The organism is Streptomyces nymphaeiformis (assembly GCF_014203895.1).
Lineage (GTDB): Bacteria > Actinomycetota > Actinomycetes > Streptomycetales > Streptomycetaceae > Streptomyces > Streptomyces nymphaeiformis.
Map to the genome: position 1 here is coordinate 1,137,120 of NZ_JACHJY010000001.1, position 15,750 is coordinate 1,152,869.

Sequence of the window (15,750 nt, forward strand, 5' to 3'; positions counted from 1 at the left end):
CCCGGCACCCCGGCCGGTGTGGACGGGATTGTCAGCGGGCCGTGGCAGGATCGTCGTGTGGCCGAGACAGCATCGAAGAACCCCGCAGACACCCGCCCCCGCCTGCTCCTCATGGACGGGCACTCGCTCGCGTACCGGGCGTTCTTCGCGCTGCCCGCGGAGAACTTCACCACCGCGACCGGGCAGCCGACGAACGCGATCTACGGCTTCGCGTCGATGCTGGCGAACACGCTCCGCGACGAGGCGCCCACGCACTTCGCGGTCGCGTTCGACGTGTCCCGGAAGACCTGGCGGTCCGAGGAGTTCCCGGAGTACAAGGCGAACCGCTCGAAGACCCCCGACGAGTTCAAGGGGCAGGTCGAGCTGATCGGTGAGCTCCTCGACGCGATGCACGCGCCGCGCTTCGCCGTCGACGGCTTCGAGGCCGACGACGTCATCGCGACCCTCGCCACCCAGGCCGAGGCCGAGGGCTTCGAGGTCCTCATCGTCACCGGCGACCGGGACTCCTTCCAGCTCGTCACCGACCACACCACCGTGCTCTACCCGACCAAGGGCGTCTCGGAGCTCACCCGCTTCACCCCGGAGAAGGTCCAGGAGAAGTACGGCCTGAGCCCCTCGCAGTACCCCGACTTCGCCGCCCTGCGCGGCGACCCGTCCGACAACCTCCCGGGCATCCCCGGCGTCGGCGAGAAGACGGCCGCCAAGTGGATCAACCAGTTCGGCTCCTTCGCCGAGCTCGTCGAGCGCGCCGAGGAGGTCAAGGGCAAGGCCGGACAGAACTTCCGCGACCACCTGGAGTCGGTCAAGCTCAACCGCCGCCTGACCGAGATGGTCCGGGACGTCGAGCTGCCGAAGACCGTCACCGACCTCGCCCGCGAGCCGTACGACCGCGCCGCCCTCGCCCTCGTCCTCGACACCCTGGAGATCCGCAACCCCTCGCTCCGCGAGCGGCTCCTCGCCGTCGACCCGGGCTCCGCCGAGGAGGCCGCGCCCGCCCCCGCCGCGGGCGTCGAGCTCGACTTCACCGTCCTCGGCGCCGGCGAGCTCGCCCCCTGGCTCGCCGAGCACGGCACCGAGCCCCTCGGCATCGCCACCGTCGACAGCTGGGCCCTCGGCACGGGGAACGTCGGCGAGGTCGCCCTCGCCGCCGCCGGCGGAGCCGCCGCCTGGTTCGACCCCAGCGCGCTCGACGAGGCCGACGAGCAGGCCTGGGCCGCGTGGATCTCCGACCCCGAGCGGCCGAAGGTCATGCACAACGCCAAGGGCGCCATGCGGGTCTTCCCCGAGCACGGCTGGAGCATCGCGGGCGTCACCATGGACACCGCCCTCGCCGCCTACCTGGTCAAGCCCGGCCGGCGCTCCTTCGCCCTCGACGCCCTCACCCTCGAATACCTCGGCCGCGAGCTCGCCCCGGCGGCGGCCGCCACCGACGGCCAGCTCGCCTTCGGCACCGACGACACCGCCGAGGCCGAGGCCCTCATGAGCCAGGCGCGGGCCGTCCTCGACCTCGGCGGGGCCTTCGACGAGCGGCTCGCCGAGGTCGGCGCCCGCGAGCTCCTCCACGAGGTCGAGCTCCCCACCTCCGTCCTCCTCGCCCGCCTGGAGCGGCACGGCATCGCCGCCGACCGCGACCACCTGGAGGCCATGGAGCAGCAGTTCGCCGGCGCGGTGCAGCAGGCCGTGAAGGAGGCCCACGCCTCCGTCGGCCACGAGTTCAACCTCGGCTCGCCCAAGCAGCTCCAGGAGGTCTTCTTCGGCGAGCTGAACCTGCCGAAGACGAAGAAGACCAAGACCGGGTACACGACGGACGCCGACGCGCTCGCCTGGCTGGCCGGCCAGACCGAGCACGAGCTCCCGGTGATCATGCTCCGCCACCGCGAGCAGGCCCGCCTGCGCTCCACGGTCGAGGGCCTGATCAAGACCGTCGCCGCGGACGGCCGCATCCACACCACCTTCAGCCAGACCGTCGCCGCGACCGGCCGCCTCTCCTCCACCGACCCGAACCTGCAGAACGTGCCGGTCCGGACGGACGAGGGCCGCGCCATCCGGCACGGCTTCGTCGTCGGCGAGGGCTTCGAGGCCCTCATGACCGCCGACTACAGCCAGATCGAGCTCCGGGTCATGGCCCACCTCTCCGAGGACGAGGGCCTCATCGAGGCCTTCACCTCCGGCGAGGACCTGCACACCACCGTCGCCTCCCAGGTCTTCGGCGTCGAGCGGTCCGCCGTCGACGCCGAGATGCGCCGCAAGATCAAGGCCATGTCGTACGGCCTGGCCTACGGCCTGTCGGCGTTCGGCCTCTCCCAGCAGCTGAACATCGACCCGGGCGAGGCGCGGGGCCTGATGGACACCTACTTCGAGCGCTTCGGCGGGGTACGGGACTACCTGCGCCGCGTCGTCGACGAGGCCCGCGCCACCGGGTACACCGAGACGATGCTCGGCCGCCGCCGCTACCTCCCGGACCTCAACAGCGACAACCGCCAGCGCCGCGAGGCCGCCGAGCGGATGGCGCTCAACGCCCCCATCCAGGGCACGGCCGCCGACATCGTCAAGGTCGCCATGCTGAACGTGGACCGCGCCCTCACCGACGCGGGCCTCGCCTCCCGGATGCTCCTCCAGGTCCACGACGAAATCGTCCTCGAACTCGCCCCCGGCGAGCGGGAACAGGTCGAGTCCCTGGTCCGCGAACAGATGTCAGCCGCCGCCGACCTCCGAGCCCCCCTGGACGTCTCGGTGGGCGTGGGCCCGAACTGGGACTCGGCAGCGCACTGACGTTCCACGGCGGGCGGCGCCCCTCGCCGGGCCTGGGCTCCCGCGCCTGAACCCGCACCACACGTGCGCCGACACGAGTGGTGCGGGCCCGGCCCGGCGGGTGTGCGCCACTCGGACCAGTCAAGGCGCGCCCCCGCGCCCCCGCTCCCGAAACTGGGGAGCATGATCCAGCGCCGCCGCTCGGCCCTCCCCACCTGGGCCCTCCTCACCGCCCTGCTCGGCGCCTCCGGCACCGCCTGGCCCTGGCCCGCCGAGGCACACCCGGCGCCCGCCCTCTGCACCTCGTCCCGCGAGCCGGCCCTCGCCGCCCGCCTGTCCCGGGACATCGCGACGGCGCTCAAGGGCCGCGCGGGCACGGTCTCCCTGGCGATCCACGACCCCGGGCGCGGACTGCGCTGCCGGCTGGCCGACACCCTGGCGTACGACTCCGCGAGCATCGCCAAGGTCCTGATCATGCAGGCCGTCCTCGGGCGCGCGGAGGAGCTCGGCCGGGCACCGACGCGCCTTGAGGCGCGGCGGCTGAAGGCGATGATCACCCGCTCGGACAACAAGGCCGCCACCGCACTGTGGCAGGGCCTGTCCCGCGCCCGGCTGAACAGGGTGCTGCGGGAGGCCGGAGCGCAGGACACCGTTCTCGGTCGCGGCAACTACTGGGGCCTCACCCGCACCACCGCACGCGACCAACTCGCCCTCCTTGCCGCGGTGTCACGGCGCACCGAGGCGCTGTCCCTGATGGGTCAGGTCGTCCACTCGCAGGCCTGGGGCGTCACCGCGGGTGCGCCGCGCACGGTCAAGGTCCACCTCAAGAACGGCTGGTTGTCCCGGGCGACCCACGCGTGGCGCGTGCACAGCATCGGCATCGTGCGCCCGGTGGCGGCCCCCGCGCCGGAAACGGGCACGGGCACGGGCACGAACACCGCCACGGACCCCAGCAGGACCACGGACCCCGCCACGGGCACGAGCGCAGAAACGAGCGCAGAAACGAGTACGGCCACAGGCACAGACACCGGCGCGGAAGACCCCGCCGTCGACTACCGGATCGCCCTCCTCAGCCACGACAACCCCACCATGAAGTACGGGGTCCGCACCCTGGAGAGCGTCGCCCTCGTCGTGCACCGCAGGCTCTCCGGCGGCGCGGCCGCCCGCGGCTACACCCCGCCGGAGAAGATCACCGAGATCCCGGACGGGAGCGTTCCCGCCGGGGCGCCGGATCCGGGAGCCCCCGGTGGACCGGCGCGGCCGGAGCCGTCCGGGCCCGCGACGATCGGAGGAGCCGCACCCCCGTCCCGTACAGCACGAGCCCGACGGCGAGCCCCGCGCCGGCGCCGAAGCAGGCCGTCGGGATGACGTCGAGGGGCGTCTCGATCCGGTCCCAGCCCCAGTACGCGGCCCAGCGCAGCACCCGGTGGGCGACGCCCGCGAGGACGCAGCCGCCGATCAGCACGGCGGCGAGGAGCCTGCCGCGCCGGCCGGGCACCGCGACCCCGGACGGCAGTTCCGCCTCCGGGGCGCCGGAGCGCAGCGCCCGCGCCGTGCACCAGCCGAGGAGGCCGAGGGCCAGCGCCGAACCCCCGTACTGCGCGTAGAGATAGACCGGGAACCCGGCGACGATCTCGCCGAGCAGAGGGATCGCGCGGGTGCCCCAGCGGTCGAGGTGGGTGAAGGAGTCCCACACCACGTGGGTCGTGGCGCCGAGCATCGCCGAGAGGCAGAACCATCCGGCGAGCGCGGCCGGGTGCCGCTCCCGCCACGGGCGGCCCCGGACGAGCCCGTACACCCGGCCGCGCCACCGGGCGGGCAGCAGCGCGACGAGCGGTTCGCGCACCGTCAGCCAGAGGGCCACGAGCGCGGCGGTGATCAGGACGTCGGCCGTGACGACCCCGACGGGGGAGTGGGTGACGTCCCCGAAGACCATCGCCCCCGGGAACGCGGTCGCGGCGAAGTAGGTCATGTCGGGCGAGAAGGACCCGGCGACGAGTGCGGACGCGACCAGCGGTCCGCGCGCGGTCCCGTCGCGGCGCAGGGCGGGCAGCACGGCGGCGGCGTGGCTCAGCGTGAACGGCAACGGGAGTTCCCCCAGGGCTCGGGTGGTGACGGCGGCCGGGGTGCGTGGCCGACCGGAGTGCAAGAGGGGCGGGACGCTCCGGTCGGTTCCCCGACTCACCTGGTCGGCAGGCGGCCAAGAGGTGACGAAACCGTGAAACACGGTCAGGGGCCGGTGTCCGGTGGTCCGGAGTTGGCATAGGGTCGCCTGAGGTCTCACGCGGGGAGCGTGGGACCGCGTCGATGGGGAGGGGACGACGGATATGGCAGCGCACATCGGCCGCCGACTGCGCAGGGGAGCCACCAGTGGTGCGGTGGTGGCCGCGGCGGTCGCGGCGCTCGCCGCCTCACAGGCGCCGGAGGCGACCACTCCGGCCGCGGACAACACCGGCGGGGACCAGGCCGTCGGCGCCGGTGACTCGGCCTCGCCGTCCCCGGACGGCTCGGTGACGGGCAATTCCCCGTACTACACGGACCTGCCGCCGCTGAACACGCCCAACAAGCCCGGGGTGAGCACCAATCTGCCGGTGATCACCGGCCCCGCCGAGGCCGGCATACCCGCGTCCGTCTACGCCGCCTACAAGCGCGCCGAGCTGTCGATACGCTCGACCGACCCCGGCTGCAACCTGCCGTGGCAGGTGCTCGCCGGCATCGGCAAGGTGGAGTCCGGGCAGGCGCGCGGCGGCCGGGTCGACGCCAACGGCACCGCGTCCCCGCCGATCCTCGGGCCCGTGCTCGACGGCGTCGGCTTCGCCAAGATCACCGACACCGACGGCGGCGCCTTCGACGGCGACAAGGTCCACGACCGGGCCGTCGGCCCGATGCAGTTCATCCCGTCCACCTGGGCCACCTGGGGCCAGGACGCCAACAGCGACGGGAAGAAGGACCCGAACAACATCTACGACGCGGCGCAGGCCGCCGGCCTCTACCTCTGCGCGAACGACCGCAACCTCGCGCTCCAGGCCGACCTCGACCAGGCGATCCTCAGCTACAACCACTCCAGGGAGTACCTGAACACGGTCATGTCCTGGGTCGCCTTCTACCAGCGCGGCACCCACCAGGTCCCGGACGGCACGGGCGTGCTGCCGGGCTCGCGCAGCGACGGCGGCAACAGGGGCAACGGCCTCCACCCGGCCACCCCGCTCCCGACGACCCCCACGACTCCGTCGCCGACCCCGGTCGCGCCGAAGCCGAAGCCCTCGGAGAGCCGCCCCGTCACGCCCAAGCCGCCGACCGTCCCCGAGAAGCCCCCGGTCACCCCGCCGGTGACGCCGCCCACCCTTCCGCCGGCGGCCCGGGTCGCACGGCTCGCGATCGTGGCCAACGAGGAGCTGACCACGACCACCGGCAACGCCTTCGCGGGATCCCCGCGGGTCGCGGCGCTCGACGCCTCGGGCAAGCCGGTCTCCGGCGTGAGCGTCCGCTTCGAGATCTTCGGCACCACCGACACCCGCTTCGCCGGCGGCGGGACCACCGCCACCGTCACCACGGGCTCGACCGGCCTCGCCGCCTCGCCCGTCCTCCGGGCCGGCGAGAAGACGGGCTCCTTCACCGTGAAGGCCACCGTCGTGGGCCGCACCCTGGACGCGGCCAAGTTCGCCGCGACCGTCACGGCGCGCACGGCGGACACCCTCGCGCGGGTCGCCGGCGACCCGCTGACGGCCGCGACCGGCACCTCCTTCGCCCAGGAGATCCAGGTGAAGGCCACCGACAAGGGCGCCCTCGCCCCCGGCGTGACCGTCACCGCGGTGATCGTCACCTCGAAGACGGACCCCAAGGAGAGCACCGCGGGCCCGTCCTTCAAGACCTCGGACGGCACCACGGTCCGTACCGTCACCCTGAAGACCGGGGCGGACGGACTGCTCACCTTCGCCTCCGGCGACCTCCTCGCGGGAGCCGAGGCGGGCACGTACTACCTTCAGCTGACCGCGCCGGGCGGCGGCACGACCTTCATCGACCTGACGGTCACCGCGCCCGCGACGACGGACCCGCAGCCGACCCCGGAGCCGACGCCCTCCGGCAGCGGCACGCCCGAGGCCACCCCCTCGCCCAGCACCTCCCCTTCGGCCTGACGGTCAGGGCCTCCGCGCCCCGCCCTTCCGCGCCGCGATCCTCCGCGCCGTCCCCTCGCCCGCACCGGGCGGGGGGACGGCGCTTCGCGTTACCCGGGTGCAACGTGTTCTCATCTCGCGGCCGCGTTGCTACGGTGCCCCCGCCCTGACGACCTATCAGATCGCACCCGGGAGGCCGACCATGCGCGCCCTCGTCGCCGCCGCCATCGGACTCGCCCCAGTCCTCCTCTTCGTCCTGCTCCTCTCCGTGGTCGATCTGCCGCCGGAAGGCCCCACCTCGCCCAAGCCCCTCCTGACCGCCGATCCCGGCGTCAAGAAGTAGGGGGCCGACCGTGCGCCGCCGAGCCAGTCTCGTCCTGCTCGCCCTCGCCGTCTTCTGCGCCGCGATGGCCCCGACCCTGCGCTGGTACGCCTTTCCGCGCCTGGCGAAGATCCCGGCCAACCAGTACCAGGAGACCGTCCTGGAGGCGCGGCCCGCGACCCTCCTCAACTACTCCACGCTCAAGGCCGAGAAGGTCGACAAGATCACGATCATCCAGACCCTCAAGGGCAACGTGGAGGAGTCGCGGCGCATCGAACGCGACGCCGGCCGCGACGTCGTCGTCTGGGACGCCCTCGCCTACGTCACCGGGCCCGACGGCAAGATGGTCTCCAAGGTCCCGGAGCGGTACGTCTTCGACGCCCACACCCAGGACCCTGTCCACGCCACCGGCGAATCGGTCGACGGCGATCCGGTCCGGCGCGAGGGCATCGAGTTCAAGTTCCCCTTCCTGACCGAGAAGCGCGACTACCAGTACTTCGACGCCCAGACCCGCACCGCCGCCCCCATCCACTACAAGGGCACCCGCACCTTCCGCGGCATGGAGGTCTACTACTTCGAGCAGACCATCCCCTGGACCAAGGTCCCCATGCCCAAGGCCATGCCGGTCAAGGGCATCACCCCGAAGATCCTCGCCGACTCCGGCCTCACCCGCTGGTACACGACCAAGCGGATGTTCTGGATCGAGCCGGTCACCGGGGCCCCCGTCAACGGCGAGGAGATCCACAAGGAGGAGCTCCGCAACGCCAAGAAGCTGATGGGACAGGACACCCTCACCGTCTTCGCGGGGCACGTGAAGATGCGCGAGGACTACCTCGAGAGCGTCGGCGCGATGGTCTCCTCCAACCGCCTGATGGTCCTCATGCTCGTCTCCTACGTCCCGTGGACCCTCACCTTCCTGGCACTGGCCCTCCTCGCCCTCTCCCTCTGGCTGGAGGCCCGCTCGCGGCGCCCCGAGCCCGAGCCGCCCGCCGCCCCGGCCCCGATCCCGGTCAGCGCTCCCCTCTGAGCCGCGCGCTGGTGTGCCGGGTCGGCACCGCGGCCGACGGATCCTCCGGCCACGGGTGCTTCGGGTACCGCCCGCGCAGCTCCGCCCGCACCGCCCGGTAGCCCTCCCGCCAGAACGACGCCAGGTCGGCCGTCACCGCGGCCGGTCGGCCGGCGGGGGAGAGGAGGTGGACGAGCACCGGGACCCCGGCCACCCGGGGCGTCTCGGCCAGCCCGAACATCTCCTGGAGCTTCACCGCGAGCACCGGCCGCTCACCCCCGTACTCCACCCGTATCCGCGAACCGCTCGGAACCTCGATCCGCTCCGGCGCCAGCTCGTCGAGGCGCACCGCCTCGCCCGACGCCCACGGCAGCAGCCGCCGCAACGCCTCCCCGGCGTCGATCCGCCCCAGATCGGCCCGGCGCGACGCCCGGGACAGCTCCGGCTCCAGCCACTCCTCGGCCCGGTCGACCAGCGTCCCCTCCGACACGTCCGGCCAGGGCTCGCCCAGCTCGCGGTGGAGGAAGGCGAGCCGCTCGCGCAGCTCCCCGGCCTCCTTGCGCCACCGCAGCAGACCGAGCCCCTCGCGCCGCAGGCCGTCGAGAAGGGCCTCCCGCACGAGAGCCGACTCGGCCCCCGCACCCAGCGGGCGGACCGTCAGCTCGACCGCCCCCAGCCTGTCCACGGACCGCGCGACCACGTCCCCGTCCTCCCAGCGCACCTCCTCGCCGGTGCTCCGCAGATGCCCCGCCGCCCGCCGCGCCATCTCCTCGTCCACCACGGCCGCGAGCCGCACCCGCGCCGTGGCGTCCCGCGCGGTACGGTCCGCCACCGCCACGGCGAGCCACGGACTGGACCGCAGCCGCGACCCCTCGGCCAGCCGCGCCCCGCTCCCCGACACCATCAGATACCCACCCTGCTCCCGAGCCCTGGCCACCCGCTCGGGAAACGCCAGCGCGGTCACAAGCCCGGCCACGGCATCGTCGCCGCCCGCGGGCCCGCTCCCGGCCCTGGTCGCGGACCCGGCCCCGCCCCCGGCACCTGCCGCCGTGCCCGCGCCCACCACCTCCCCCGCCGACCGCTCCAGCCGCCGGGCCTCCGTCTTCCAGCGGGCGCCGTACCCGTCGGCGCCCTGGCGGGCCGTGCGCCAGGCCGCCGCCAGATCGTCGCCGTAGTCGCGCGGCGGCTCCTCGCTGAGCAGGGCCACCACCTCCGCCGCCCGACGCGCCCCGACCTCGGGCGCACCGTCCAGGAGCGCGCGCCCCAGCCGGGGGTGCAGCCCGAGCCGGGACATCCGTACCCCCCGCTCCGTGGCCCGGCCGTCCCCGTCCACCGCACCGATCGACCCGAGCACCGCGCGCGCCGCCGCCATCGCCCCGGCCGGCGGCGGGTCGAGCAGCGCGAGCCCCTCCGCCGTCGGGTCGCCCCAGCAGGCGGCCCGCAGCGCGAAGTCCGCCAGGTCGGCGATCCTGATCTCAGGCGAGGGGAACCGCGCCCGGCTGCCGTCCTCCGCCTCGGACCAGCAGCGGTAGACCACGCCGGGCTCCTCACGGCCCGAGCGTCCCGCCCGCTGGGTCGCCGCCGCGGTCGACACCGGCACCGTCGCGAGGGAGCCGAGACCCCGGGCATGGTCCGTGCGGGGCTCCCGGGCGAGCCCCGAGTCCACCACGATCCGCACCCCCGGAACCGTCAGGCTCGACTCCGCCACCGACGTCGACAGCACCACCCGCCTCCGCCCGTCCGGCCCCGCACCCCGCAGCACCGCGTCCTGCACGGCGGCGGGAGCCCGACCGTGCAGCTGGAGCACCTCCGCGTCGACGCCGTCGAGCAGCCCCGCCGTCCGCGCGATCTCCCCCGTCCCCGGCAGGAAACAGAGGACGTCGCCCCGGTGCCGCTCCAGCGCGAGCCGGACCGTCGACGCCACGTGCCGCAGCAGGGCCGGGTCCACCCAGGTGCCGTGCGCGGGCCTGATCCCGGCCGGTGGCGCGGCGAACCTCACCGCGTACCCATGGCCCTCGCCCTTGCTCCACACGATCGGCGCGGGCCCGCCGCCGTCCAGCACCGTGAGCAGCTCCGCCCACGCCTCGGCGTCGCTCGTCGCGGAGGCCGCGATCAGTTTCAGCTCCGGCCGCAGCGTCGCCCGGACGTCCACCAGGAAGGCCATGGCCGTGTCGGCGTCGAGATGCCGCTCATGGCACTCGTCGAGCAGCACCACGTCCACGCCCGCCAGCTCCGGGTCGCGCTGGAGCCGCTGGAGCAGGATGCCCGTGGTCACCACCTCGACCCGCGTCGCGGCACCGGTCCGCCGCTCGCCGCGCACCGAGAAGCCGACCGCGCCGCCGACCTCCTCGCCGAGCAGCCAGGCCATCCGCCGGGCCGCCGCCCGCACCGCCATCCTCCGCGGCTCGGCCACCAGCACCCGCCGCGCCGGCCCGTCCCCTATGAGCCCCGCCAGCGCCAGCGGCACCAGCGTCGTCTTGCCGGTGCCGGGAGGGGCGGACAGCACCGCCGTGCCGCGCTCCGCGAGCGCGGCGAGCAGCTCGGGGACGGCATGGCGGACGGGGAGACGGTCGAGAGCGTCGTTTCGGATCACGCACTCAGTCTCGTACGCGCGAAGAAAAAGGAGGGCCCCGTCATCCACAGGGCCCTCTGTAAGTAGGACAAGCGAGCGGTGCTAGCCGTCCCGCTCGCAGACGAAGATCGCCGTTCCCGGGATCAGGTTCCCCCGCAGCGGGGACCAGCCGCCCCACTCCTGGCCGTTCCAGGCCGGCCACTCCGGCTCGACCAGGTCCACGAGCCGGAAGCCGCCGGCCACCACGTCCCGCACCCGGTCCCCGAGGGTCCGGTGGTGCTCCACGTACACCGCCCGCCCCTGTTCGTCCTGCTCGACGTACGGCGTGCGGTCGAAGTAGGAGGCGGCGACCGAGAGGCCCTCGGGACCCGGCTCGTCCGGGAACGCCCAGCGGATCGGGTGCGTCACCGAGAACACCCAGCGGCCGCCCGGCCGCAGCACCCGGCGCACCTCGCGGAACACCCGCACCGGGTCGGCGACGAACGGCACCGCGCCGTACGCCGAGCACGCCACGTCGAAGGAGCCGTCCCGGAAGGGCAGGGCCCCCGCGTCCGCCTCCACCAGCGGCACCTCCCCGCCGATCCGGAGCGCGTGCTGTAGCTGCCGGTGCGAGAGGTCGAGGGCCACCGGCCGCGCCCCCTGGGCCGCCAGCCACCGCGAGCACTGTGCCGCGCCCGCGCCGATCTCCAGGACGTCGAGGCCCTTCAGCGAGGCGGCCGGCCCGAGGAGTCCGGCCTCCGCCTCGTCGAGCCCCTCGGGACCCCACACGAACCGGTCGTCGCCCAGGAAGGAGCCGTGCTCGCTCTGGTACTCGTCGGCGTTCCGGTCCCACCAGCCGCGGCTCGCCCGGCTGCTCTCCGCTTCCCCCGCGTCACGCCGGGTCGCCTCGGCCCCGTCATCGTCCCCGTCGACCGCGTCTTCGTGTCCGTACTCTTGGTTCATCTCGCCCGCCGATGTAGTTTGCGCTCAGTGCCGGCGTGCGGCGGACCCCCGCCGTGGTGGCGCAAGAGGCATGACTGGTGCCGGAATTGCTCAGATCTGCCCCGGGTGCGCGCTTCGCGCATTGACCCTGTCCGGCCGCCCCCGTATGCTAAAGGTTGCGCTGCGGGCCTGCGCGCCTCAGACGGAGCAGGCCGCGCTCGTACCTGTTGTATGTCCCCTCGGTTTTCGAGGTTCCCTGCCGTTCGCGGAAGGGTGCTTCATTGGCTGTCCGGCTTCTTGGTGCGATACGGGCTCTCGGCGTAGCAGTACCTACGACTTTCTGTCCGTAACCGGAGCCCTTTCCCACATGACGAGCAGCACCGAGACCACCGCCACCACCCCGCAGGTTGCGGTCAACGACATCGGTAACGAGGAAGCCTTCCTCGCCGCGATCGACGAGACGATCAAGTACTTCAACGACGGCGACATCGTCGACGGCGTCATCGTGAAGGTCGACCGGGACGAGGTCCTGCTCGACATCGGTTACAAGACCGAAGGTGTCATCCCGAGCCGCGAGCTCTCGATCAAGCACGACGTCGACCCGAACGAGGTCGTCAAGGTCGGCGACGAGATCGAGGCCCTGGTTCTCCAGAAGGAGGACAAGGAAGGCCGCCTGATCCTCTCGAAGAAGCGCGCCCAGTACGAGCGCGCTTGGGGCACCATCGAGAAGATCAAGGAAGAGGACGGCATCGTCACCGGTACCGTCATCGAGGTCGTCAAGGGTGGTCTCATCCTCGACATCGGCCTCCGCGGCTTCCTCCCGGCCTCCCTGGTCGAGATGCGTCGCGTCCGCGACCTCCAGCCCTACGTGGGCAAGGAGCTCGAGGCGAAGATCATCGAGCTGGACAAGAACCGCAACAACGTGGTCCTGTCCCGCCGCGCCTGGCTCGAGCAGACCCAGTCCGAGGTTCGCCAGACCTTCCTCACGACCCTCCAGAAGGGTCAGGTCCGCTCCGGCGTCGTGTCCTCGATCGTCAACTTCGGTGCCTTCGTGGACCTGGGTGGCGTCGACGGCCTCGTGCACGTCTCCGAGCTGTCCTGGAAGCACATCGACCACCCGTCCGAGGTTGTCGAGGTCGGCCAGGAGGTCACCGTCGAGGTTCTCGACGTCGACATGGACCGCGAGCGTGTCTCCCTGTCGCTGAAGGCGACGCAGGAGGACCCGTGGCAGCAGTTCGCCCGGACCCACCAGATCGGCCAGGTCGTCCCGGGTAAGGTCACCAAGCTGGTTCCGTTCGGTGCGTTCGTCCGCGTGGACGAGGGCATCGAGGGTCTGGTCCACATCTCCGAGCTGGCCGAGCGCCACGTGGAGATCCCGGAGCAGGTCGTCCAGGTCAACGACGAGATCTTCGTCAAGGTCATCGACATCGACCTCGAGCGTCGTCGCATCAGCCTCTCGCTGAAGCAGGCCAACGAGTCCTTCGGTGCCGACCCGGCCTCGGTCGAGTTCGACCCGACCCTGTACGGCATGGCCGCGTCCTACGACGACCAGGGCAACTACATCTACCCCGAGGGCTTCGACCCCGAGACCAACGACTGGCTCGAGGGCTACGAGGCTCAGCGCGAGGCCTGGGAGACCCAGTACGCCGAGGCGCAGGCTCGCTTCGAGCAGCACCAGGCTCAGGTCATCAAGTCCCGCGAGGCCGACGAGGCCGCCGCTGCCGAGGGCGCTGCCGCCCCGGCCGCCGGCAACGCCGGTGCGGGCATCTCGGGCGGTTCGTACTCCTCGGAGTCGGACGACAACTCCGGCGCCCTGGCGTCGGACGAGGCCCTCGCCGCCCTGCGCGAGAAGCTGGCCGGCGGCCAGAGCTGAACAGGCTCTCCGCTGAGCGCTAGCCGCTAGCGAATCGAGGCCCGCTCCCCTTCGGGGGAGCGGGCCTCGGTCGTTTCCGCGCTCGTCCTCGGAAGATCGCGCGACCCGGGAATGGCCGTGCCGCGCCCGGCGTTTCCAGAGAGAACACGAGGAGGAGCGGTAATCGTGCTTGATCCCCAGGATTTGTACGAATGGGACGCGAAGGGCGTGGCCGTCGTCGACCTCGCCCTGGCGCAGGAGTCGGCCGGGCTGGTCATGCTGTACCACTTCGACGGCTACATCGACGCGGGCGAGACCGGTGAGCAGATCATCGACGGGCTGCTCGACACCCTCCCGCACCAACTGGTGGCCCGCTTCGACCACGACCGGCTCGTGGACTACCGCGCCCGCCGTCCCCTGCTGACCTTCCGGCGCGACCGCTGGACCGCGTACGAGACGCCGTCCATCGAGGTCCGCCTCGTGCAGGACGCCACCGGAGCGCCCTTCCTCGTCCTCTCCGGCCCGGAGCCGGACGTGGAGTGGGAGCGCTTCGCCGTCGCCGTCCGGCAGATCGTCGAGCGCCTCGGGGTGCGTCTCGCCGTCAACTTCCACGGCATCCCCATGGGCGTGCCGCACACCCGCCCCGTCGGCCTCACCCCGCACGGCAGCCGCACCGACCTCATGCCGGGCCACCGCAGCCCCTTCGACGAGGCCCAGGTCCCCGGCAGCGCCGAGTCCCTCGTCGAGTACCGGCTCACCGAGGCCGGCCACGACACCCTCGGCGTCGCCGCCCACGTCCCGCACTACGTGGCCCGGTCCCCGTACCCGGACGCGGCCCTGACCGCCCTGGAGGCCGTCACCGCCGCCACCGGCCTCGTCCTCCCGGGCGTCGCCCACTCCCTGCGGACCGAGGCCCGCCGCACCCAGACCGAGATCGACCGCCAGATCGGCGAGGGCGACGAGGAGCTGGTCGCGCTCGTGCAGGGCCTTGAGCACCAGTACGACGCGGCGGCCGGCGCCGAGACGCGCGGCAGCCTGGTCGCCGAGCCGGTCGACCTGCCGTCGGCCGACGAGCTGGGCCGTGAGTTCGAGCGCTTCCTCGCGGAGCGAGAGGGCGACTCCTAGCCCCGCCGCCCCAGGCCCTAAGCTGCCGCTCATGCTGAAGGTGGGCCTGACCGGCGGGATCGGCGCCGGCAAGAGTGAAGTGTCGCGGCTGCTCGTCTCGTACGGAGCCGTGCTGATCGACGCGGACAGGATCGCGCGCGAGGTCGTCGAGCCCGGGACCCCGGGGCTCGCGGCCGTCGTCGCGGCCTTCGGGGACGGCGTCCTCACCGAGGAGGGGACGCTCGACCGGCCCAAGCTCGGCTCCATCGTGTTCGCCGACGCCGACCGCCTGGCCACCCTCAACGCCATCGTGCACCCGCTGGTCGGGGCCCGGTCGGCGGAGCTGGAGAGCCGCGCGGGCGCCGGCGACGTCGTCGTCCACGACGTCCCCCTGCTCACCGAGAACGGGCTCGCGCCGCTGTACGACCTGGTCGTGGTCGTGGACGCGGCCCCGGAGACCCAGCTCGACCGGCTCGTACGGCTCCGCGGCATGGCCGCGCCCGAGGCCGAGGCCCGGATGGCGGCCCAGGCCACGCGCGCGCAGCGGCTGGCCGTCGCCGACCTCGTGATCGACAACGACGGGCCGCTCGACGCGCTCGAACCCCAGGTGCGGAAGGTCTGGGAGGACCTGGAGCGCCGCGCGAAGGCCGCCGCCGGGGAATAAGCGGCGGAATGCGGCCGCCTCGATCCGGTGTTCAACCACCGGATCGAGGGGAAGGATGCCATCGTGGCCGACAGCAACCCGGAAACGCACGTCATCGACTTCCGCGCCGCCGAGCACCTGCTGGCCGCGCGGGACCCTCGCGGGGCCGTGAAGCTGCTGGACTCGGTGATCGCCGCCCACCCCGAGAACACGGCCGCGCGCCTGCTGCGCGCCCGCGCGTTCTTCGCGGCGGCCCAGCTCCGTCCGGCGCAGCTGGAGTTCGAGCTGGTCCTGGAGCGCGAGCCGGACAACGCCTTCGCGCACTTCGCGCTGGCCCGCACCTTCGAGCGCGCCGGGAAGACCGCCCAGGCCACGCGCCACTTCCGCCTCGCCGCGGCGCTCGACCCGAAGCCGGAGTACCTCCAGGCGGCGGGCTTCGACACCCGGAACTGAGCGGGCGGGGG

At 73.1% G+C, this 15,750-nt stretch carries 11 protein-coding genes and 1 pseudogene; 9 read left to right on the plus strand and 3 right to left on the minus strand.

Features of this window, described 5'->3' with window-relative positions; translation table 11 throughout:
• Nucleotides 1–57: 57 nt before the first annotated feature.
• Nucleotides 58–2,772 (plus strand): DNA polymerase I, encoded by a 2,715-nt coding sequence (gene polA / locus GGE06_RS05080; RefSeq protein ID WP_184930088.1) that lies wholly within the window; start codon nucleotides 58–60, stop codon nucleotides 2,770–2,772.
• 528 nt (nucleotides 2,773–3,300) lie between these two features.
• Nucleotides 3,301–3,597 (plus strand): annotated as a pseudogene (locus GGE06_RS42235) (serine hydrolase); the annotation flags it as partial.
• Between the two features lie 343 nt (nucleotides 3,598–3,940).
• On the opposite strand, the gene GGE06_RS05085 reads toward GGE06_RS42235, so the two are convergent.
• Nucleotides 3,941–4,837, minus strand: a complete 897-nt coding sequence (locus GGE06_RS05085) for a DUF4184 family protein (RefSeq protein WP_184930089.1) — start codon at nucleotides 4,835–4,837, stop codon at nucleotides 3,941–3,943.
• Nucleotides 4,838–5,078: 241 nt separating this feature from the next.
• On the opposite strand from GGE06_RS05085, the gene GGE06_RS05090 reads away from it, so the two are divergent.
• The 3 genes from GGE06_RS05090 to pgfA all read left to right on the plus strand — a co-directional run bounded on the left by GGE06_RS05090 (nucleotide 5,079) and on the right by pgfA (nucleotide 8,215).
• Complete coding sequence (locus GGE06_RS05090; RefSeq protein WP_116161563.1) at nucleotides 5,079–6,887, plus strand: lytic transglycosylase domain-containing protein; 1,809 nt, start codon at nucleotides 5,079–5,081, stop codon at nucleotides 6,885–6,887.
• Nucleotides 6,888–7,068: 181 nt separating this feature from the next.
• A complete protein-coding gene (locus GGE06_RS05095; RefSeq protein ID WP_116161564.1) occupies nucleotides 7,069–7,209 on the plus strand; it encodes an SPW_0924 family protein in 141 nt (46 codons plus the stop codon).
• Nucleotides 7,210–7,219: 10 nt separating this feature from the next.
• Nucleotides 7,220–8,215, plus strand: coding sequence for a cell envelope lipid trafficking protein PgfA (gene pgfA / locus GGE06_RS05100; protein ID WP_184930090.1), 996 nt, complete (start codon nucleotides 7,220–7,222; stop codon nucleotides 8,213–8,215).
• Here pgfA and hrpB read toward each other — a convergent pair.
• Both hrpB and GGE06_RS05110 read right to left on the minus strand, forming a co-directional pair.
• The gene (gene hrpB / locus GGE06_RS05105) at nucleotides 8,199–10,787 is read right to left on the minus strand and encodes an ATP-dependent helicase HrpB (RefSeq protein ID WP_184930091.1); all 2,589 of its coding nucleotides are present in this window, start codon (nucleotides 10,785–10,787) and stop codon (nucleotides 8,199–8,201) included. The genes pgfA and hrpB overlap by 17 nt on opposite strands.
• 81 nt (nucleotides 10,788–10,868) lie before the next feature.
• A complete protein-coding gene (locus GGE06_RS05110) occupies nucleotides 10,869–11,708 on the minus strand; it encodes a class I SAM-dependent methyltransferase (RefSeq protein WP_184930092.1) in 840 nt (279 codons plus the stop codon).
• Nucleotides 11,709–12,054: 346 nt separating this feature from the next.
• Between GGE06_RS05110 and rpsA the strand changes: the two genes are divergently transcribed.
• From rpsA to GGE06_RS05130, 4 genes are all read left to right on the plus strand, one after another.
• Nucleotides 12,055–13,560 (plus strand): 30S ribosomal protein S1, encoded by a 1,506-nt coding sequence (rpsA, locus tag GGE06_RS05115; RefSeq protein ID WP_030692649.1) that lies wholly within the window; start codon nucleotides 12,055–12,057, stop codon nucleotides 13,558–13,560.
• 165 nt (nucleotides 13,561–13,725) lie between these two features.
• Nucleotides 13,726–14,664, plus strand: a complete 939-nt coding sequence (locus GGE06_RS05120; protein ID WP_116161567.1) for a PAC2 family protein — start codon at nucleotides 13,726–13,728, stop codon at nucleotides 14,662–14,664.
• A gap of 31 nt (nucleotides 14,665–14,695) precedes the next feature.
• Nucleotides 14,696–15,307 carry a dephospho-CoA kinase gene (gene coaE, locus GGE06_RS05125; protein ID WP_116161568.1) on the plus strand — a complete coding sequence of 204 codons (612 nt, stop codon included), beginning with the start codon at nucleotides 14,696–14,698 and terminating at the stop codon, nucleotides 15,305–15,307.
• Between the two features lie 63 nt (nucleotides 15,308–15,370).
• Nucleotides 15,371–15,739: a tetratricopeptide repeat protein gene (locus tag GGE06_RS05130; protein WP_116165601.1), complete on the plus strand. Its 369-nt coding sequence runs from the start codon at nucleotides 15,371–15,373 to the stop codon at nucleotides 15,737–15,739.
• Nucleotides 15,740–15,750: the final 11 nt, after the last annotated feature.

Bases quoted from the DNA above. Each gene is read 5' to 3' on its own strand.
- GGE06_RS05090 (WP_116161563.1), top strand. From the start codon at position 5,079: ATGGCAGCGCACATCGGCCGCCGACTGCGCAGGGGAGCCACCAGTGGT.
- GGE06_RS05095 (WP_116161564.1), top strand. From the start codon at position 7,069: ATGCGCGCCCTCGTCGCCGCCGCCATCGGACTCGCCCCAGTCCTCCTC.
- GGE06_RS05110 (WP_184930092.1), bottom strand. From the start codon at position 11,708: ATGAACCAAGAGTACGGACACGAAGACGCGGTCGACGGGGACGATGAC.
- rpsA (WP_030692649.1), top strand. From the start codon at position 12,055: ATGACGAGCAGCACCGAGACCACCGCCACCACCCCGCAGGTTGCGGTC.
- coaE (WP_116161568.1), top strand. From the start codon at position 14,696: ATGCTGAAGGTGGGCCTGACCGGCGGGATCGGCGCCGGCAAGAGTGAA.